Annotated in this window: 21 protein-coding genes and 2 tRNA genes; 11 read left to right on the top strand and 12 right to left on the bottom strand. The window is 58.8% G+C overall.

Annotated features, from left to right (window positions below; genetic code table 11):
* The coding region (locus tag K7A42_RS24190) for a GTP-binding protein (RefSeq protein WP_280995027.1) at window positions 1-141 on the bottom strand (141 nt) is incomplete at its 3' end.
* A gap of 401 nt (window positions 142-542) precedes the next feature.
* Here K7A42_RS24190 and K7A42_RS24185 point away from each other — a divergent pair.
* Window positions 543-1175: a TerC family protein gene (locus K7A42_RS24185; protein WP_004442646.1), complete on the top strand. Its 633-nt coding sequence runs from the start codon at window positions 543-545 to the stop codon at window positions 1173-1175.
* Between the two features lie 456 nt (window positions 1176-1631).
* On the opposite strand, the gene K7A42_RS24180 is transcribed toward K7A42_RS24185, so the two are convergent.
* Window positions 1632-2000 carry an MliC family protein gene (locus K7A42_RS24180; protein ID WP_004442650.1) on the bottom strand — a complete coding sequence of 123 codons (369 nt, stop codon included), beginning with the start codon at window positions 1998-2000 and terminating at the stop codon, window positions 1632-1634.
* A 498-nt stretch (window positions 2001-2498) separates the two neighbouring features.
* Window positions 2499-2948, bottom strand: a complete 450-nt coding sequence (locus K7A42_RS24175) for a hypothetical protein (protein ID WP_006700350.1) — start codon at window positions 2946-2948, stop codon at window positions 2499-2501.
* A gap of 262 nt (window positions 2949-3210) precedes the next feature.
* Here K7A42_RS24175 and K7A42_RS24170 point away from each other — a divergent pair, with 262 nt between their 5' ends.
* The gene (locus tag K7A42_RS24170; protein WP_006700351.1) at window positions 3211-3531 is read left to right on the top strand and encodes a BA14K family protein; all 321 of its coding nucleotides are present in this window, start codon (window positions 3211-3213) and stop codon (window positions 3529-3531) included.
* A gap of 138 nt (window positions 3532-3669) precedes the next feature.
* Here the strand turns inward: K7A42_RS24170 and K7A42_RS24165 are convergent.
* Together K7A42_RS24165 and K7A42_RS24160 are read right to left on the bottom strand one after the other, a co-directional pair.
* A tRNA-Gly gene (locus K7A42_RS24165) sits at window positions 3670-3743 on the bottom strand.
* A gap of 25 nt (window positions 3744-3768) precedes the next feature.
* A tRNA-Tyr gene (locus K7A42_RS24160) sits at window positions 3769-3853 on the bottom strand.
* 209 nt (window positions 3854-4062) lie between these two features.
* Here K7A42_RS24160 and K7A42_RS24155 point away from each other — a divergent pair.
* The 3 genes from K7A42_RS24155 (at window position 4063) to K7A42_RS24145 (ending at window position 6018) form a co-directional block, all read left to right on the top strand.
* Complete coding sequence (locus K7A42_RS24155; protein ID WP_006700352.1) at window positions 4063-4950, top strand: TrmH family RNA methyltransferase; 888 nt, start codon at window positions 4063-4065, stop codon at window positions 4948-4950.
* 76 nt (window positions 4951-5026) lie between these two features.
* A complete protein-coding gene (locus K7A42_RS24150; protein ID WP_004442658.1) occupies window positions 5027-5419 on the top strand; it encodes an acyl-CoA thioesterase in 393 nt (130 codons plus the stop codon).
* A 5-nt stretch (window positions 5420-5424) separates the two neighbouring features.
* On the top strand, window positions 5425-6018 hold the full coding sequence (locus tag K7A42_RS24145; RefSeq protein ID WP_035209760.1) for a hypothetical protein: 594 nt from the start codon (window positions 5425-5427) through the stop codon (window positions 6016-6018).
* Between the two features lie 65 nt (window positions 6019-6083).
* Here the strand turns inward: K7A42_RS24145 and K7A42_RS24140 are convergent, their stop codons facing one another.
* A complete protein-coding gene (locus K7A42_RS24140; protein WP_004442663.1) occupies window positions 6084-6560 on the bottom strand; it encodes a nuclear transport factor 2 family protein in 477 nt (158 codons plus the stop codon).
* A gap of 12 nt (window positions 6561-6572) precedes the next feature.
* Entirely contained in the window at window positions 6573-7184 is a 612-nt protein-coding gene (locus tag K7A42_RS24135; protein WP_006700354.1) for an NAD(P)-dependent oxidoreductase, read from the bottom strand.
* Window positions 7185-7329: 145 nt separating this feature from the next.
* Between K7A42_RS24135 and K7A42_RS24130 the strand changes: the two genes are divergently transcribed.
* On the top strand, window positions 7330-7713 hold the full coding sequence (locus K7A42_RS24130; RefSeq protein ID WP_004442667.1) for a winged helix-turn-helix transcriptional regulator: 384 nt from the start codon (window positions 7330-7332) through the stop codon (window positions 7711-7713).
* A 39-nt stretch (window positions 7714-7752) separates the two neighbouring features.
* Here K7A42_RS24130 and K7A42_RS24125 read toward each other — a convergent pair whose 3' ends face one another.
* Window positions 7753-8175, bottom strand: coding sequence for a GNAT family N-acetyltransferase (locus tag K7A42_RS24125; RefSeq protein ID WP_081093407.1), 423 nt, complete (start codon window positions 8173-8175; stop codon window positions 7753-7755).
* 102 nt (window positions 8176-8277) lie between these two features.
* A complete protein-coding gene (locus K7A42_RS24120) occupies window positions 8278-8631 on the bottom strand; it encodes a DMT family protein (RefSeq protein ID WP_003507620.1) in 354 nt (117 codons plus the stop codon).
* A 265-nt stretch (window positions 8632-8896) separates the two neighbouring features.
* Here K7A42_RS24120 and uvrB point away from each other — a divergent pair, with 265 nt between their 5' ends.
* Complete coding sequence (gene uvrB / locus K7A42_RS24115; RefSeq protein ID WP_107339400.1) at window positions 8897-11866, top strand: excinuclease ABC subunit UvrB; 2970 nt, start codon at window positions 8897-8899, stop codon at window positions 11864-11866.
* A gap of 90 nt (window positions 11867-11956) precedes the next feature.
* Here the strand turns inward: uvrB and K7A42_RS24110 are convergent, their stop codons facing one another.
* Window positions 11957-12553, bottom strand: coding sequence for a hypothetical protein (locus tag K7A42_RS24110; RefSeq protein WP_246698777.1), 597 nt, complete (start codon window positions 12551-12553; stop codon window positions 11957-11959).
* Window positions 12554-12733: 180 nt separating this feature from the next.
* Between K7A42_RS24110 and K7A42_RS24105 the strand changes: the two genes are divergently transcribed.
* Complete coding sequence (locus tag K7A42_RS24105; protein WP_282456030.1) at window positions 12734-13702, top strand: alpha/beta hydrolase; 969 nt, start codon at window positions 12734-12736, stop codon at window positions 13700-13702.
* 40 nt (window positions 13703-13742) lie between these two features.
* On the opposite strand, the gene K7A42_RS24100 is transcribed toward K7A42_RS24105, so the two are convergent.
* Window positions 13743-14162 (bottom strand): DUF1801 domain-containing protein, encoded by a 420-nt coding sequence (locus K7A42_RS24100; protein ID WP_004442680.1) that lies wholly within the window; start codon window positions 14160-14162, stop codon window positions 13743-13745.
* A gap of 140 nt (window positions 14163-14302) precedes the next feature.
* Between K7A42_RS24100 and K7A42_RS24095 the strand changes: the two genes are divergently transcribed.
* The gene (locus tag K7A42_RS24095; RefSeq protein ID WP_004442682.1) at window positions 14303-14758 is read left to right on the top strand and encodes a PRC-barrel domain-containing protein; all 456 of its coding nucleotides are present in this window, start codon (window positions 14303-14305) and stop codon (window positions 14756-14758) included.
* Between the two features lie 201 nt (window positions 14759-14959).
* Window positions 14960-15526, top strand: coding sequence for a DUF922 domain-containing Zn-dependent protease (locus K7A42_RS24090; protein WP_153776300.1), 567 nt, complete (start codon window positions 14960-14962; stop codon window positions 15524-15526).
* Window positions 15527-15533: 7 nt separating this feature from the next.
* Here K7A42_RS24090 and K7A42_RS24085 read toward each other — a convergent pair whose 3' ends face one another.
* Window positions 15534-16136, bottom strand: coding sequence for a J domain-containing protein (locus K7A42_RS24085; RefSeq protein WP_072494608.1), 603 nt, complete (start codon window positions 16134-16136; stop codon window positions 15534-15536).
* Between the two features lie 394 nt (window positions 16137-16530).
* Between K7A42_RS24085 and K7A42_RS24080 the strand changes: the two genes are divergently transcribed.
* The gene (locus K7A42_RS24080; protein WP_004442686.1) at window positions 16531-16884 is read left to right on the top strand and encodes a nuclear transport factor 2 family protein; all 354 of its coding nucleotides are present in this window, start codon (window positions 16531-16533) and stop codon (window positions 16882-16884) included.
* Window positions 16885-17237 lie beyond the last annotated feature (353 nt).

The raw sequence follows: 17237 nt of genomic DNA, 5'->3' as shown, positions 1-17237 counted from the left end.
CGCGTCGATCTGGTCATACGCCTTGAACTCGCCGAAGAACTTCGTGATTGCTGCCGTCAGCGACGTCTTGCCATGGTCAACGTGACCGATCGTGCCAATGTTGACGTGCGGCTTCGTCCGCTCAAACTTGCTCTTTGCCATGTGAATTGCTTCCTGTGAACGTGAAGTAGTTTCCCCGGCGAACCGGTTTGGTGTCGCCGTTTAAGGCTTTGTAAGCGAATGCGCAAGACTTAATTGTGAAAGCGCCTTCGCGCGCGCTCTAAGCGTGCCTTGTGGGGCGTATATGGTGTATGTTTTGCGACATTCAAACCCGCGCCGTGGCATCACACAGAGATACAGACGAGCCGCCTTTTCAGTCGCAGCCGATCACTAATTAAGATATTTCCATCACAACTTCTTTACCTGGGGCGGCTCGATGGCTTAAGGACACTTCATCGCCGGGGGGAGACGGGCGAGCGGAACCGGGCGCTGCCGCGCTGCCATGCATGTCTCGACCGCCGCTTTTCCCCGCGCCGCCTCTCTATCCGTTTCAGGACCAGCCAATGGAAATCTTCACAGCCGCCGGTTTCACGGCATTCTTACAGGTCATTGCGATCGATCTCGTTCTGGCAGGCGACAACGCCATCGTCATCGGCCTTGCCGCCGCCGGTCTTCCCGCGCATCTCCGCCGCAAGGCGATCCTTGTCGGCATCATCGCCGCCACGGTTCTCCGCATCGGGTTTGCCGCCGTCACCGTACAGCTTCTTGCCATCGTCGGCCTGCAACTCTTTGGCGGCCTGCTGCTCGCCTGGGTATGCTGGAAGATGTGGAGCGAACTGCGCGAAGCTTCGGGCTCCATCGAGGACGAGGTGACGGATGAAGAGGCCGACCTGACCAAGGGCCACAAGACGTTCTTCCAGGCAGCAACCCAGATCGTCATCGCCGACGTCTCCATGTCGCTGGACAATGTGCTCGCCGTCGCCGGCGCCGCGCAGGAACATGTGACTGTTCTGGTCATCGGACTCATCGTCTCGATCGCGCTGATGGGACTTGCAGCCAACTTCGTCGCCAAGCTTTTGCACCGCTACCGCTGGATTTCCTATCTCGGCCTGATGGTCATCATCTACGTGGCGCTCAATATGCTGTATCACGGCACGCTCGAAGTCCTGCCCTACATTCAGGCCTATCTCGGCTGAGCCACCTGCAGAAACACACTTTCAAAAGGCCCGGAAGCCTCGCTTTCCGGGCCTTTTGCATGACGGAGGACAGCTCACCGACCACCCGGCCTTTGCGTTGGTGGAGCGAGCGGGGAATCAGCTGTCGCCTTCGCTGCAACATCCGGAGAAGATTGGGAAATCGTGATTTGTCGCCGGTGGATTCTGGCAATTGAGGTCAGCCACGGGCAAGCCTAGGGAGCTACTTATAAGTCATAATAATAAAAAGAAAGGTAGAGCTCCCAATGGCTTATGACTGGAGCGGCGGACGTACCCGTCGTCTTCGCCGAATGAAGCTTGGCGTCGTCGCCAGTTCTCTCATTCTGCTGGCGCTTGTAGCGTCGCTTGTTCTTGGCTGAGCGTGCAGCCTGACACTGACCGGCGGCATGGCACGGTTTTCAAAACCGCCCTGCCGCCGCTCCATGAATATCATGGCGATCAGGTTTTTTTCTCTTCCACGCAGTGAACCGGTTGTTTCATGTCCGGATCCGCCATCACATCGTAGAGATCGGCTTCGTCTCCTTTGGACCACCAGACACGAGCGCCGCCCTGGTATTTTGCTCCGGAGCCTGAAACAACATTGGCGGCGACGATAACGCCGTCCTTCAAACCCAGCCGAACAAGACTGATGTCGCCGGCATTGTAATAAACCGCCTCCACCGTCTCGGCGCCGCACCGATAGACGGCATCGGTTTTTTCAACCGTCGTGTCCCCGGGAAGCGGAATCACCAGATCCTCGGCAAGCGCGCTGGAGGCAGCCGGCAGGGACAGAGCGGCAAGATAGAGTGCTGCAACGGATTTCTTCATGATGGGCCTTCCTGGTTTGACCCCGTCATAAGGTCACGCCAGCAAAGCCAAATTGCGGCAGCTCCAGGAACCGCCGCCATATCCCCGATTCATTGCCGCTGGACGCGTGCATCATTGCAATCCACCCCAAGCGGGGGCTGGCTATCGAAACAGCCAGTAAACAATGCCGAGAATCACAGCCCACATCGCCAAGGATATGGCCAGAACTACGAGATAATTTCGAAACCGTCTGGTCATCCGCCCCCATCGCCGGACGGCCGTTGCTCGACAACCGTAACCGTTGAATTGCTGGATGCGGATAAACCGCAGGGATCAGCCTGTCTACCAAGAGGCTGAATCACAGGCTATTCGCATATTTTACCCGCCCGAAATGGGGTCGGTGGACGGAGCAGGACGCATTAGTCCGCAGCGCGAGAGGTTTCGCCTCCAGCGCTAAACTCTTCATGCGATATCGGCTCGGGAGAGGGCGGCGGAAACCGACCGCCGCCCCTGCCCGCCTCAGCTCTTCAGCGCCGTGTTGCACAGGCTCCAGTAGCCGCCGCCCTTCTGGATCCATTTCAGCTCGCCGAGCGTACCGTCATTCTTGTTCTTGTGATAGGAGTCGACACAGGTTTTCAGGCGGGCCTTTGCCGGCGTCTCGCTTGAATATTTCTTGTCAACAGCGCTCGGGAAAGCGACGCCCTTCGGAGCCTTGATCGTCGCTTTCTCGGGTTCCTTCTCGGTTGTGGCCGCGACCTGCTTGTCGTCGGCCGCATCTTCAGCCGCCGCCTCGCTGCCGCAGAACTTGGCGCGATAATCGTTCCACTTGATGTCCTTGGCGGACCCGTCAGCTTTCGCTGCCTGATATTTTACGCTGCACTCCTTCATGGTGAGTGCGGCAGCGGGGGAGACAAACGCCGCCGATGCCAGCAGCGCAAAGGATGAGAGAATGACAACCCTGTTCAACATTGAAGACTCCCGTTTGCATGATTGCCGGTCGACTATCTGACCGGATTTTCCGCTTGTCAACGAGCAGTGCGGCATGGATACAAAGTCTGGTTGAGCGAGCATAAATCCATCCTTCCGCGCCTCGGATTCCCCATGAGGCCGCTCCGAATCCACGCTCTCCGATCAAGCCGAAGAATCACGTCTTCGTGTGGCGTCAAGCCTCCATCGGAACGAAATTCCTAAATTTTCGTTAGCATCCCGAACGAATAATGAGGATTTATCGATGTTGAGGATGCCGAAGACCATCTCCGCGCTCGCTCTTAGCGTCGCATTATCTGCTGCTTTTGTTATGCCCGCTGAGGCGTTGAGCCTCATACAGCCAGCCTATGAAACGCAGGCACAAAATTCCGGCCAGCGCGGTTATCCCGCATCCGCCTTTGCCGCGGGAACCGGGGAAGAAGCCACGCCTGACGGATACGCCCTGTCGCAGGCCGAAATAAATCACGTAAAATGGTGCGCGGCGCGTTACGCCTCCTATCATCCTACTGACAACAGCTACCTGGCGCCCGCAGGCACAAGAAGCCAGTGCCGTTCGCCTTACTGAGTGTGACTGGGGGCGCGGCATTCATGGCGTATAGGATAAATTAGAGCCCATCACCGCATCGGCTGAATGCTCACGGCACAAATACCCGAGGACGCGAAACACGTCGCGCAGCGATAAGGTGATTTACTGGGAGGAAGCTGGAGCGGGTAGCGGGAATCGAACCCGCGTATTCAGCTTGGAAGGCTGCTGCTCTACCATTGAGCTATACCCGCGGTGGCGATTTCGATCCGTGCAGAATGGTGGAGGGAGTTGGATTTGAACCAACGTAGGCGTAGCCAACGGATTTACAGTCCGTCCCCTTTAACCACTCGGGCATCCCTCCAGTTATCTGCGAGGATCAAGCGACCAAGCTCTTCAGATTTCGCTGCGGCGAAGCGCCGTTGCGTCGTCTGTGGCGCGTATATGACGGCCTCGTTCGTTTCTGTCAACACGCCCTTTCACGAATTTTCGGGAAAAAATTCAATCCCCTTTGCAGCCCTGTGGATTATCACGGGGGCTGGTGCGCGGCACGCGCCGGAGATATAAGGCGCCATGAGCAAAGACGATCCCAACAACAAATCCACCCGCGACACACATTACGCCAACCTGCGTCGTGCCGTGCGCGACGCGAAGCGCGAGCGCGGTGAAATTCCGACCCCGCAGCAGTCGAAGCGCCGGAACCGCGGCGCCGACGATTGGAAGCCGCCGCAACTTGCGCCCGACCAGGTGCACCTTTACGGCCTGCATACCGTACGCGCAGCCCTTGCCAATCCGGAGCGGCAGATCGTCAAGCTTTCGGTTACCCAGAATGCCTTTGCACGTCTCGATATCGGCGAGGCGGAGGCGCAGCCCTTCCCGGTCGAGATAGTATCCCCGCAGGATATCGACAGGGTTTTGGGGCCTGAGGCGATCCATCAGGGCGTGATGCTGGAGACCCGGCCGCTGCCGGTCAAGCGGCTGGGCGCGCTGAAGGATAGCCCACTCATTCTCGTGCTCGATCAGGTCACCGATCCGCATAATGTTGGCGCCATCATGCGCTCGGCAGTCGCCTTCAATGCGGGCGCCGTCATCACCACGATGCGCCATAGCCCGACCGAATCGGGTGTGCTGGCGAAATCCGCCTCAGGCGCGCTGGAACTCATCCCCTATATCCAGATCACCAATCTCGCCGATGCGCTGGGTGAACTGCACAAGCTCGGCTTCTTCTCGGTCGGCCTCGATTCGGAGGGCCCCGCCCCGATTGAACGGACCTTCAGCGGCGAAAAAATCGCACTGGTGCTGGGCGCCGAAGGCAAGGGCCTGCGCCAGAAGACCCGCGAGACCGTCTCGGCGCTCGCCCGTCTCGATATGCCGGGAGCGATCAAATCGCTCAACGTGTCGAACGCGGCGGCCATCGCCCTTTACGCAACGCAGCAATTTCTGGGCAAAGCGTCGTCCTGACGCTTGCCATTCCTTGCGAAATCACAAAGCGCATCGCATGCTGCGCCTTTGTCATTCGCACGGAGCACATCTCAACATGACCGACCAGACCATCAAACCGACCGGCGAGCTGACGCTCAGAACGCTCGCCATGCCGGCCGACGCCAATCCGGCCGGCGATATTTTCGGGGGCTGGGTCATGTCACAGATGGACTTGGCGAGCGGCATTCGTGCGGCGGAACGCTCTCGCTGTCGCGTGGTCACGGCGGCAGTCAAGGAAATGGCCTTTGAACTGCCGGTGAAGATCGGCGACACGCTGTCCATCTATACCGATATTGCCCGCGTCGGCCGCACCTCCATCACGCTGACGGTAGAGGCCTGGGCGCAGCGGTCGCGTTACGACAAGCTGGAAAAGGTAACCGCCGGCACCTTCATCATGGTGGCGATGGACGAAAACGGGCAACCGACGCCCATTCCTCCGGCGGAGTAGGAGCGATGGAGGCCGCCGTCAACGCCGCAGAAGCCTATTCGCACATCCGCGCGGTCATGGGCATGGTGGTCGGCCTCAGCCTCGCCCGATTGCTGACCGGCCTTGCAGGTTTCGTGCAGCATCCCAAAAAAGAACGGATTTATCCCCTGCACATCGGCTGGGTGGCGTTCCTGTTTCTGATGCTGGTGCATTTCTGGTGGTGGGAGCACCGGCTTTCTGCCACAGGCCATGTACTGGGCTTCGGCGCGTTCCTTTTCCTGATCCTGTTCTGCTCGCTGTTTTATTTCCTGTGCGTTCTGCTCTTTCCCACGGAGATGAAGGAGTACAAGGGATATGAGGATTATTTCCTTTCCCGCAAAAGCTGGTTCTTCGCCTTTCTGGCAGCGCTTTTCGTCACCGATGTCGGGGATACTTTGCTGAAAGGCCAGGACTATCTCGCCTCACTTGGTCCGGAATACCTTATACGCACCGCCATCTACGTCATTTTGTTCACGCTGGCGATCTTCATCGAGAACCGCCGTTTCCATCGGTTTCTCGTCATCTTTGCGCTGATTTACCAGATCGCCTGGATTTTCCGTACTTACGATCTTCTGGCCTGAAGTTTACCCGTTCCGGCAAGCGGGCACGATCCCGGCGTGCCCGCCTGCCTCAAAAGTTCGTCGCCTCAGAACATCGTATTGTTGTTCGCCGCCGTCTCCGGCACGGGCTGGATTACATCCCAATGCTCGGTGATCTTGCCATCGGTCACCCGAAAAATATCGACGATGGCCCTGCCCCGGTCTCCGTCCTTTTCTGTTGAATGAATATGCAGATAGACAAGGTCGCCATCCGTGGCGCTTCTCACGATCCGCGCCTTGGACTGCGGGTTTTCCTTGAAGTGGCCGGTGAAGTAATCCACGAACGGTTTCTTGCCATCCGGCACCATGGGATTGTGCTGCTTGTAGCTGTCGACAATAACGGCAGCACCCTTTTCCACTTCGTGCTTGTTGAAGACGGTATCGTAAAACTCGATCACCAGCTTGCGATTGGCCTCTTCCCGGGCGAAATCCCGCCCGGCGGTTTCGGCCAGCACCGGAACGGCTGTCAATGCGGGCGCAAGAGCGAGAGCGGCGATGGCGAGACGACGTGTCATGACATTCATGGGTGATACCTCTCAATAACCGACGGTGAAGCGCTGGCGGGAATGCTGCGGCTTCTCGATTTCATCGACAAGCGCAATCGCGTAGTCTTCGAAGGAAATGCGGCTACCCTCTTCATTGCTCAGAAGATTGTCCTTGCCGATGCGGAATTTGCCCGTTCTTTCACCCGGCACGAACTCGGCGGAAGGCGAAAGGAAGGTCCAGTCGAGCTGCTTTTCCTGTTTCAGCAAATCAAGAAACTCCGCACCCTTGGTGGCCTCGGCCTTGTAAGCGGCAGGAAAATCCGGCAGGTCGACGACACGCTGACCGGGCGCGATTTCAAGACTGCCGGCGCCACCAACCACGAGGTAGCGTGGAACGCCGGAGGCACGCACGGCCTCGATCAGCGTCACCGGGTCGCTCGCCGTGAAATGCACCGAACTGATCACGGCATCGTGACCTGCAAGCAGTTTTGAAAGTCCGGTTTGATCGAAGACATCGCCTTTCTTTGCAACGACGTTCGGCAGGGTGGCAATCTTTTCGGGGCTGCGGGCAATGGCCGTAACATGATGCCCCCGGTCGGAAAGTTCCTTGAGAATACGGGACCCGGCATTGCCGGAAGCACCGATGAGCGCGATTTTAGCCATGACTTCTTCCTTTTGTTGCTACTGTCGTTGGTCTAAATAATAGACCGAAAGAAAGGGCTATGGTATCGCGTCCCCGGCCGCAAGAAGTCAGCAGCCGGTGATCTGGTCACATGGCGATGACCTGCAAGGATATGGGGTAATCGAAATGTCGGATACGCAGACGAAAGAAATCTTCGACTTCGAGCAGCCCTGCCCCATTCGGGATGTGCTGGACCGCATCGGAGACCAATGGAGCCTTCTGGTTCTCGAAGCGCTGCAGGGCGGCGTGCTGCGCTTCAACGAGTTGAACCGCAGGATTGACGACATTTCCAAGCAGATGTTGTCCCGTACGCTGAAGCGGCTGGAGGAGGATGGATTCATCCGGCGCACGCTTTATGCCGAGGTGCCGCCGCGCGTGGAGTATGAGCTGACAGGTCTTGGCCGCTCGTTTCTGGTACCAATGCAATTGCTGGTCCAATGGGCCGACGAAAACCACGTCCGCATCTGCAAGGCCCGCCTGCAATATTCCGAAAACGACAATCGCAGCTGACCATCAGAGCAATACCCGACCGGCAGCGGCACGCCGCATCTAGTCCAGTCGGTAAACCTTGCAGACCAACCCTTCCGGCTGGCGGTAGGTCATGAAGCCCATGGCATCATAATAACTCTGCCCGAGCGCATTGTCCGCGCCGATGCTGGCGTCGATATTCTTGAGGCCCCGCGCCTCCGCCGCCCTGCGCGTCGCGGCGAAGAGGGCGGATCCAACGCCTCTTCGCGCCGCCTGCGGACTGACATGGGTGCCGATGATGCCCCACCCTTCCACCACGCCATAGGGATTGTCCGCCCGTGCATAACGCAGCGACTGGAAGCCCAGGATATGCCCGTCTTCATCCTCCGCGACCGAACACTCGATACGGTCGGCGTGCTGGATGTAATTCTCCAGCACCGCCGCGACGTCCGTCGGCGCTTTTCGAAGGCCGGCCGCGAATATCTCGTTTTGAACCGCTGCCATTCCCTTTGCATCGTCAAGTCTTGCAGGCCGTATTTTCATCGATACATCACCTCTTGTCCGTTGCGATGGTTCTGGGCAGGCAAAGCGCGGGTCTCTTCCTATTCAGGACCGGAAAATGAAGGAAGCACCGAAAGCGATCAGCGCAAAGCCGATGACGTGGTTGATGGTGATGCTTTCCTTCAGCCAGAAGATCGAAAACAGCGCGAAGACCGCGAGCGTGATGACCTCCTGAATGGTCTTGAGCTGTGCGGTGGAGTAAACCTCCGAACCGATGCGGTTCGCGGGAACGGCGAGCACATACTCGAAAAAGGCGATGCCCCAGCTGGCGACAATCGCCAGAAAGAGCGCGCTGCCCTTGTGCTTGAGGTGGCCGTACCAGGCGAAGGTCATGAAAACATTGGAGGCGATGAGCATCAGGACGGGCCAGATGTGGGCAGGGCTGATTGAGAACGGCATGATGGGTCCTGGAAAAAAGAGGGATGTCGTAAAATGCAGCGGAAGAAGGCAGTCTGAGGGGATCCCTCATCCTGCCGTAATGGATTTGCTCTAGCGCATCCGGCCGAAAACCGGAATCGATTTCTACGGATCGCGGCAAGGCCGTGTTCAGCCGCTACGCAACGCATCCGGCGGAATTTTGTTCCGCATGCTCCGTTTCCTTTTTGTACTCATTTTTTCACTGTCTCCCCTTCCCTTTGCGCGTGACTCTCTCCATATTTCGCCCATGGCCAGATCACCGAAAAACTCCACCTCCTCGCCCTCGGGCTTCGAGGAAGCTCCGCAATCGTCATTCGAAGGCGCGCCGCTCGGCGGCAGCGTTGCCGATTGGGTCAAGCAACTTGAGGCGGAAGCGGAAGCATCCTCCGTGGAGACCCAGCGCGAAATCGCTTCGAAGGCGGGCAAGCACCGCAAGAAGATCGAAATAGAAGCGCGCAAGGAAGCGGAAAAAGCCGCCACCAAGACGGCGAAAAAGACCACCGCGTCAAAAACGGCACGCGGCGTTTCGATCGGCGCGTCGAGCGATCCGAAAACGCGCGCCGCCGCGGGTCTCAATCCTGTGGCAGGGCTCGATGTCTCCTTGGAGGATGCCCAGTCCCTGGCACCGGGCGCGGTGACGGCGACGGTGGACGCGCTTTCCAAACTGATTGAAAGCGGCAACCCGCTCTTCAAGGATGGCAAGCTGTGGACACCCCACAGGCCGGCCCGTCCGCCGAAATCGGAAGGCGGCATCGCCATCGAGATGGTGACGGACTACAAGCCATCCGGCGATCAGCCGACCGCCATTGCCGATCTCGTCGAAGGCCTCAATTCCGGCGACCGCTCGCAGGTGCTGCTCGGCGTCACCGGCTCCGGCAAGACCTTCACCATGGCCAAGGTGATCGAGGCCACACAGCGCCCGGCCGTTATTCTGGCGCCCAACAAGACGCTGGCTGCCCAGCTCTATTCCGAATTCAAAAACTTCTTTCCAAACAATGCGGTGGAGTATTTCGTTTCCTATTACGATTATTACCAGCCGGAAGCCTATGTGCCGCGGTCCGACACCTATATCGAGAAGGAATCGTCGATCAACGAGCAGATCGACCGCATGCGCCACGCCGCAACCCGCGCCATTCTCGAACGTGACGACTGTATCATCGTCGCTTCGGTTTCCTGTATCTATGGTATCGGTTCGGTCGAGACCTATACGGCCATGACCTTCCAGATGCAGGTAGGCGACAAGCTGGATCAACGCCAGCTTCTTGCCGACCTCGTGGCCCAGCAATACAAGCGGCAGGACATCAACTTCGTGCGCGGCTCCTTCCGCGTGCGCGGTGATACGATCGAAATCTTCCCCGCCCACCTTGAAGATGCGGCCTGGCGCATTTCCATGTGGGGTGACGAGATTGAATCCATCACCGAATTCGACCCGCTGACCGGCCATAAGACCGGCGACCTGCAATCGGTGAAGATTTACGCCAATTCGCACTATGTGACACCGCGCCCGACGCTGAACGGCGCGATCAAGTCGATCAAGGAAGAGCTGAAGCTGCGCCTCGCCGAGCTTGAAAAAGCCGGCCGCCTGCTGGAAGCCCAGCGTCTGGAACAGCGCACGCGCTACGATGTGGAGATGCTGGAGGCCACGGGCTCCTGCGCCGGCATCGAAAACTATTCACGCTATCTCACCGGCCGCAATCCGGGCGAGCCGCCGCCGACCCTGTTCGAGTATATTCCCGACAACGCGCTGATCTTCATCGACGAAAGCCACGTCACCGTTCCTCAGATCGGCGGCATGTATCGCGGCGACTTCCGCCGCAAGGCAACGCTGGCCGAATATGGCTTCCGCCTGCCCTCGTGCATGGACAACCGTCCCCTGCGCTTCGAGGAATGGGACGCCATGCGCCCTCAGACCATTTCCGTCTCCGCCACCCCCGGAGGCTGGGAAATGGAGCAATCCGGCGGCGTTTTTGCCGAACAGGTCATCCGTCCGACCGGCCTCATCGATCCTCCGGTCGAAGTCCGCTCCGCCCGCACCCAGGTGGACGATGTTCTCGGCGAAATCCGCGAGACCGCCGCCAAGGGCTACCGCACGCTCTGCACCGTGCTGACCAAGCGGATGGCCGAAGACCTCACCGAATATCTGCATGAACAGGGTGTCCGCGTTCGTTACATGCACTCCGATATCGACACGCTGGAGCGCATCGAGATCATCCGCGACCTGCGCCTCGGCGCTTTCGACGTGCTCGTCGGCATCAACCTGCTGCGCGAGGGCCTCGATATTCCGGAATGTGGTTTCGTAGCCATCCTCGACGCAGACAAGGAAGGCTTCCTGCGCTCGGAGACCTCGCTGATCCAGACCATCGGCCGCGCCGCCCGTAACGTCGATGGCAAGGTCATCCTTTATGCCGACAATATCACCGGTTCGATGAAGCGGGCGATGGAGGAAACCTCCCGCCGCCGTGAAAAGCAGATGGCCTATAACCAGGAACATGGCATCACGCCGGAATCGGTCAAGGCGAGGATCTCCGACATTCTTGATTCCGTATATGAACGCGACCACGTAAGAGCCGATATTTCAGGCGTTTCCGGCAAGGGCTTCGCCGATGGCGGTCATCTGGTCGGCAACAATCTCCAGGCCCATCTCAACGCGCTGGAAAAATCCATGCGCGACGCCGCAGCGGACCTCGACTTTGAAAAGGCCGCCCGCTTGCGCGACGAAATCAAACGCCTCAAGGCAGCCGAACTTGCCACCATGGACGACCCCATGGCCAAGGAAGAAGCACGTGCGGTCGAAGGCGGCGGGAAAAACAACAGACGGAGCCACTTGTCGATTTCCTCCCCTGAAGGGGAGACAGCCGGCAGGGCAGACGGAGATGCCGCTTCCACGAACGAAAGCGGGAAGTCCCTCTTCGCCAAACCTTCGCTGGACGAGATGGGTCCGGGCTCCGACGCAGGAAAACCGCTTTTCCGCAAGAACACGCTGGACGAGATGACCGTGGGTCGGACCGAAAAGCCCGTAAGGGGCGCGGTGCCCGATAAGCCCGCGACCGAACCCGGCAAGAGGTTCTCCCCCCTGCTGGAAGGCCAGCCCGAACGCGCCACGGACGATCCGCGGCCGCTGGTCCGTGGCAAGATCGGCGCCGGTTCCTATGAAGATGCCGGCGAGCAGAAGCGCAAAAGCCGGACCAAAGGCAAGACTGGCCGTCCGGGCCGCTGATGCGCTCTGTGCAAGGCCGGCCTGACATGAACAGCGGCTAAGGCTCCCATCGTTCATGTCAGCGCCGTCTGCGCATGCCGGCGGCGCCTGTCAGCCTTCACAGGGCGTGATCAGCGACTTGACCGCGGTTGCCCCGAACAGCTTGACCAGATCCGTATCAAGCGATGTGGGAATATAGTCTTCGTTTTCCGCCGGTTTCATATAGATCGAGGAATAGATCGGGCCGGCGGGAAACGTGCCTTTGAAGCAGGCTTTCACGATCTTGATCTCGGTGCTGCCTCTGATACGTGGACCCTGAGCGCGGGAACGGCGCACCCGCTCCTGTAGCTCCGCGAGCCTTCCGACGTCTTCGGGCTTTACCCGCCATACGCTCGCCAACATACCATCCCGTTTTTCCGGCCGGAATTTAGCGAGCGCAGCCGCATCCGTATCCGCCACCAGCGCGTAGGTCGCAACGGTTTCTTCGGCTGCGCCGTCTGTCCTGCTCCGGGTGATCATCACGGCGTCACCGGACCGGAGGGAAAGATTGGCTGGCAGTTGCAATCCGACCCGCACATGCTCGAAATCCATCGTCAGAAAATCCTGCCGCATCAGCTTGGGAATGCTGGAAATCGGTACGGTCATGCAACCGGCGAGGAACAGTAGAAAAACAGACAGGCAGGCAAAACGCGATAATAGCAATGTCATCCTGTTGGAACCTGAAAAAGCAGCTTAATGAAGTGGGCTTGTCAAACCACGTTTGCGGCGTCGCAATCGCCAGACCGCGCGCAAACTTGCGCAAACAACATTGCCGTAACATTATAAAATCACGAACGCGTAGGCCCGGGGAACGTTGATCGTTTTCGGGAATGATGACTGGAGACCCATATGTATCGAAAAAAACTTATGGCCTTCTGTCTGTTCATGTCGTCCGGTTCAGCCTTCGCCGGCCATATCGAAGACGCCACCTTTCACGCCGCCGCCCTGAACGCGCCGCTCCCTGTCAATATCTATCGCCCCGAAGGTCCGCCGCCCGAAAACGGCTGGCCTGTACTTTACCTCCTGCACGGCCATGACGGCGACCAGAACAGCTGGCGCGATCTCGGCAATATCGAAAAGACGCTCGACACGCTCATCGAGGCTGGCGCCATCCGCCCTCTGGTTGTCGTGATGCCCGGCGTGAAAAACAGCTGGTATGTGGATTCTGCCGCCGTCGGCGGTCCCGGCGATTACGAGACCGCCCTCACCGGCGATCTGCGCCACCAGATCGAAAAAACGCTGCCGGTGCGAAAAGATCGTCAAGGCCGCGCCATTGTTGGCCTTTCCATGGGCGGTTTCGGCGCCCTGCATCTCGCCTATGGCCACGAGGACCTCTATGGCGCCGTCGCCAGCCTGTCGGGCGCCATCTGGCAAAACGTGCCCGCCTCCGATCTCGACAAGACACCCGCCGAACTCAAGCTCATTCAGGACAGCGCCTTTTTCCACCGCGTCGACCGCACCACCGTCACCAGCGGCATCGTGCTTCCCTCAACCGGCGATCATTTCTCCGGCGCCTTCGGCACCCCTTTCGATGCACGTCTCTTTAACGAAAAGAATGTCTTCACCCTCGTCGCACAGCATGTCGCAGAAAGTCAGGATCTCCCCGCCACCTATTTGACTGTGGGAGATGACGATGGCTTCTTCCTCTGGCGCGGTGCCATTGCCCTGCATGAGACCCTGCAGGCGGACAACCGCAAATCCGAACTGCGGGTGACGGATGGCGATCACGTCTGGTCCGTGTGGAAGGTTTCGATCATCGATGCGCTGAAATTCATCGACGGAGAGTGGGACAAGACAGCGGATGCCAACCGCGATTAAATCACGATCTGTCGTTCTTTGCCGGTGACACCGCCCGGCTTTATCCCCGCTTCTTTCCGCTTTTTCCCGCCACGTTCAACGCCACCGCAGCGCGGATCAGCGCTGCCAGCGCCTCCTCATCAACGACATCGCCCTCGTGAAAATCGATGGCGCGCCGCGTGTTGCCCTCAAGGCTCGAATTGAACAGGCCTGACGGGTCCTCCAGAGAGGCGCCCTTCGCAAATGTCATCTTCACCGCGCTTTTATAGGTTTCGCCGGTGCAGAGAATGCCCGCATGCGACCAGACCGGAACGCCGCGCCACTTCACCTCTTCCACCACTTCCGGATCGGCCTTCTGGATCACCGCGCGAACACGCGCGAGCGTCTCGCCGCGCCAGTCGCCCAGCTCCGCGATCTTCCGGTCGATGAAGTCTGATGGTGCGGTCTGCTCTGCATCTTCAGTCACCGTGTTTTTCGCCATGACATCCTCCCGATTTCGACGCACGCCTGTTTCTTTTTCACCATAGACCAAATTTTCCTGTCATCCCATGAGGAACCAAATCCGCCCTTTGCCGTTTCTTCCCCGAACGCAATGTTCAGCATAAAAAGGGAAGAAACATCATGAAAATCAATGTCATCGCTCTCGCTGCCGCAGCAGCGCTCTCCTCTTCCGTGGCATTTGCCCAGACGGCTGCCACGGCTCCTGCTGCCGGCGCGGATGCGACCTTGTCGGGCCCCGGCATTACCATGGGTACGAAGGCAACCGGCCCGCTGAAGTTCGTCAATGTCCAGAAGACCGATCTCACCGCTTCCCAGCTTGATGGCATGGATATCTATAACGCCCAGAATGAAAACATCGGCGAAATCGAAGACGTCGTGATCGGCGATGGCAAGGCGGTGATCGGCCTCGTGGCCAGCGTCGGCGGCTTCCTGGGCATCGACAAAAGCTACGTGGTGCTCGATCCGGCCTCCGTGGCCGTTCATAATGACAACGGCACATGGAAGGCCTTTGTCGATACCACCAAGGATGCACTGCAGAACGCTCCGAAGCTCGATTACGACAAGCTGGACGACTGATTACCCCTGCAGTCGAGGCTTGTCCCCCCGCGCTCCGGCGCGGGGGTTTTTCATGCGTGGAAGTCTGAACATCAGGCAGCATTCCCACCGCCCGCACCCTTGCCTCACTGCCCGCCTCTCGCCTATCTTCGGCGCGCAACCTGCAAGGATCGATGCGTGCCCGTCAACAGCCTCCCCAAAATCACCTTCAGCGCCGCAATCATGTTGCTGAGCGCTCTCCCGCTATCAGCACAGTCCACCGGCTGGAAACCCGCCGAGCAGATAAAGACCTATGCCGTCAGCGGCAATACGGGCGGTGCGCTTTATCAGTCCATCGGCGAGCGCGGCCCGACTGCGGGCGTGCAGGCCATTGCCCACACCACCTTCAAGCTGACGTGGCGGAGAGACTACCGACCGCAGCCCGACGGTGCCTGTGTGCTGGCCAGTGCCAGACCCAATCTCACCATCATCTACACCTGGCCAAAGGCGCCTGCCCATCTGCCGGCCGCCGTCGCCGCCAGCTGGAAGACCTTCATTTCCGGGGTGGAAACCCATGAGCGAGTTCATGGCGAGCACATTCTCGATATGGTGAGAAAGATCGAAGCCTTCAGCACCGGGCTACGGGCGGAAGACGATCCCAAATGCCAGAAGGTGCGCGCTGTTCTGCAGCAAAGGTTAGGTGAGCTTTCCAACGAGCAGCGCCAACGCGGCCGAGATTTCGACCGGGATGAACTGTCCCCGGGCGGGCGGGTTCACCAGCTCATACTCGCCCTCGTCAACGGCCCATGACAGGCAGTTACTCCGCCGCCTCGCCCTTCAGCAACGGCTCGGCGAGCGTCACGCTCTCCAGCTCGTAGGAATAGCCCTCGAGCATGGTATAGGCCTGTTCTATCGCCTCGATCTGCGCCTCCGCGTTGCGTATGGCTTCGGCTATGGACTGGCTTCGGGAGCGGAGCATCGAACTCAGCACATCGGTTTCCGGCTTCCGTCCGAGACGGTCCATATGTTTACGCACCCGGGTACGGTGCCGTTCGAGTTCCAGAATATGGAAGCGGCTTTTCAGAATATCGTCGGTCAGCTTCCGGCGCATGGCAGCCACGGGATCAAAACTGCCGGGTTCCCGCTCATCCAGAATGAATTCATTGACCAGCGTTTCCAGCATCAGCAGGCCCTTGAGATCCTTGGCATCGGCAAGCTGCGGATCGTAACCCGTGTCATCGAAGACCTTGCGGCGCACGGGATCCTTCAGAAGTTCATAGGCTGTCTGCAGGCGCGCGAACTGCTCGGCATCGCCACCGCTGTCGGGATGGGCAGCCTTCGCAACCTTGCGGTAGGCCGACTTGATCGCCGCCTCGTCGGCATCCCGCTCCACGCCAAGCAAAACATAGGGATCAATCACAAAAACACCTTCAAACGCAAACTGTTACCCGCACGCTGCTACCACTCTCAACCGGTCAGCAACCGGATCATAGGCCAAATCCGCCCCGTGCGGCACCCCGCGACGGCGCTTAAACCGGCAGAACACGAATTTACGCGCTCCCGCACGAGAGGGTCTCTCTGGCGAAAAAGCCCTTGATGCCGAAATTTGTCGGACCCAAGGCGACTATAACGACAGCCGGGACAAAATTGTGGACAGTGGCCGCAAAACGTCGACCGGCATCGGAACCGCCTCCAGCGCTGGCCGCCACGAGAGATCGTCATGTGCCCCGAACAGGCGCATTTTCAGGAGGTTATGGTGGAATGTCGCCAAGGGGTGTAAGCTCCCCTTTTGGATCCGAGGGAGGGACGATCCGATGCCGCAAACCATTACCCAGACCGTGACGGATTATGTGCACGCCATGGCCTATGCGGATGAAGGCCTGATGCGCGATGTTTTTGACCCGCGCGCCAGCATCGTCGGCACATTCGAAGGCGCGACTGAATGGCTGTCTCTGGAGGATTTTGTCGATCAGGTCCGCAAAACCGAACGCGGCCTTCCCGATCACGACCCCGCCTTCGAAATCCTCGGCATCGACAAGGAGGGAGACAGCGCCTCGGTAAAGCTGACAACCCGGTTCGACGGTATGGATTTTTACGAATATCTGTCCCTGCTGGAGCACGACGGCAACTGGACGATCGTGCACAAGCTCTATCACATAAAGCCATAGCCGCTGCACGAACATCAATCGTGCAGTGCGTATGAAAGACAGGGCAAATCCTTGAAAATACTGGTGCCCCCGGCAGGGTTCGAACCCGCGACCCCCTGATTACAAATCCCATCGTACTTGCAACGATTTCAGGTGCGTGGACTGCCGGAATTTGTAAAATGAAGCCCGAAAACACCCAACGTTTCCAGTTATGTCAATAGCAAACTGTAAAACGGAATCCACAGAAATAGACGCCTGTGGACAAGGTAACGATGAGATGTTGCGGCTCTCCAGACAAGCAGACTCTGTGGGAGCCTGATATAAGGAGCTCTTCCGCCTCCAACTCGGGGCAAGGTCCGGACGATATTCCTCAG

The organism is Agrobacterium sp. InxBP2 (assembly GCF_026191755.1).
Classification (GTDB): domain Bacteria; phylum Pseudomonadota; class Alphaproteobacteria; order Rhizobiales; family Rhizobiaceae; genus Agrobacterium; species Agrobacterium pusense.
Note: the sequence above shows the minus strand (reverse complement) of the source record. Positions and strands in the feature narration are given on the sequence as shown.

Excerpts from the sequence above, each read along its gene's own strand:
- K7A42_RS24185 (WP_004442646.1), top strand. The coding sequence starts at position 543 with ATGGAAATCTTCACAGCCGCCGGTTTCACGGCATTCTTACAGGTCATT.
- K7A42_RS24180 (WP_004442650.1), bottom strand. The coding sequence starts at position 2,000 with ATGAAGAAATCCGTTGCAGCACTCTATCTTGCCGCTCTGTCCCTGCCG.
- K7A42_RS24175 (WP_006700350.1), bottom strand. The coding sequence starts at position 2,948 with ATGTTGAACAGGGTTGTCATTCTCTCATCCTTTGCGCTGCTGGCATCG.
- K7A42_RS24170 (WP_006700351.1), top strand. The coding sequence starts at position 3,211 with ATGTTGAGGATGCCGAAGACCATCTCCGCGCTCGCTCTTAGCGTCGCA.
- K7A42_RS24155 (WP_006700352.1), top strand. The coding sequence starts at position 4,063 with ATGAGCAAAGACGATCCCAACAACAAATCCACCCGCGACACACATTAC.
- K7A42_RS24150 (WP_004442658.1), top strand. The coding sequence starts at position 5,027 with ATGACCGACCAGACCATCAAACCGACCGGCGAGCTGACGCTCAGAACG.
- K7A42_RS24145 (WP_035209760.1), top strand. The coding sequence starts at position 5,425 with ATGGAGGCCGCCGTCAACGCCGCAGAAGCCTATTCGCACATCCGCGCG.
- K7A42_RS24140 (WP_004442663.1), bottom strand. The coding sequence starts at position 6,560 with ATGAATGTCATGACACGTCGTCTCGCCATCGCCGCTCTCGCTCTTGCG.
- K7A42_RS24135 (WP_006700354.1), bottom strand. The coding sequence starts at position 7,184 with ATGGCTAAAATCGCGCTCATCGGTGCTTCCGGCAATGCCGGGTCCCGT.
- K7A42_RS24130 (WP_004442667.1), top strand. The coding sequence starts at position 7,330 with ATGTCGGATACGCAGACGAAAGAAATCTTCGACTTCGAGCAGCCCTGC.
- K7A42_RS24125 (WP_081093407.1), bottom strand. The coding sequence starts at position 8,175 with ATGGCAGCGGTTCAAAACGAGATATTCGCGGCCGGCCTTCGAAAAGCG.
- K7A42_RS24120 (WP_003507620.1), bottom strand. The coding sequence starts at position 8,631 with ATGCCGTTCTCAATCAGCCCTGCCCACATCTGGCCCGTCCTGATGCTC.
- uvrB (WP_107339400.1), top strand. The coding sequence starts at position 8,897 with ATGGCCAGATCACCGAAAAACTCCACCTCCTCGCCCTCGGGCTTCGAG.
- K7A42_RS24110 (WP_246698777.1), bottom strand. The coding sequence starts at position 12,553 with ATGACATTGCTATTATCGCGTTTTGCCTGCCTGTCTGTTTTTCTACTG.
- K7A42_RS24105 (WP_282456030.1), top strand. The coding sequence starts at position 12,734 with ATGTATCGAAAAAAACTTATGGCCTTCTGTCTGTTCATGTCGTCCGGT.
- K7A42_RS24100 (WP_004442680.1), bottom strand. The coding sequence starts at position 14,162 with ATGGCGAAAAACACGGTGACTGAAGATGCAGAGCAGACCGCACCATCA.
- K7A42_RS24095 (WP_004442682.1), top strand. The coding sequence starts at position 14,303 with ATGAAAATCAATGTCATCGCTCTCGCTGCCGCAGCAGCGCTCTCCTCT.
- K7A42_RS24090 (WP_153776300.1), top strand. The coding sequence starts at position 14,960 with ATGTTGCTGAGCGCTCTCCCGCTATCAGCACAGTCCACCGGCTGGAAA.
- K7A42_RS24080 (WP_004442686.1), top strand. The coding sequence starts at position 16,531 with ATGCCGCAAACCATTACCCAGACCGTGACGGATTATGTGCACGCCATG.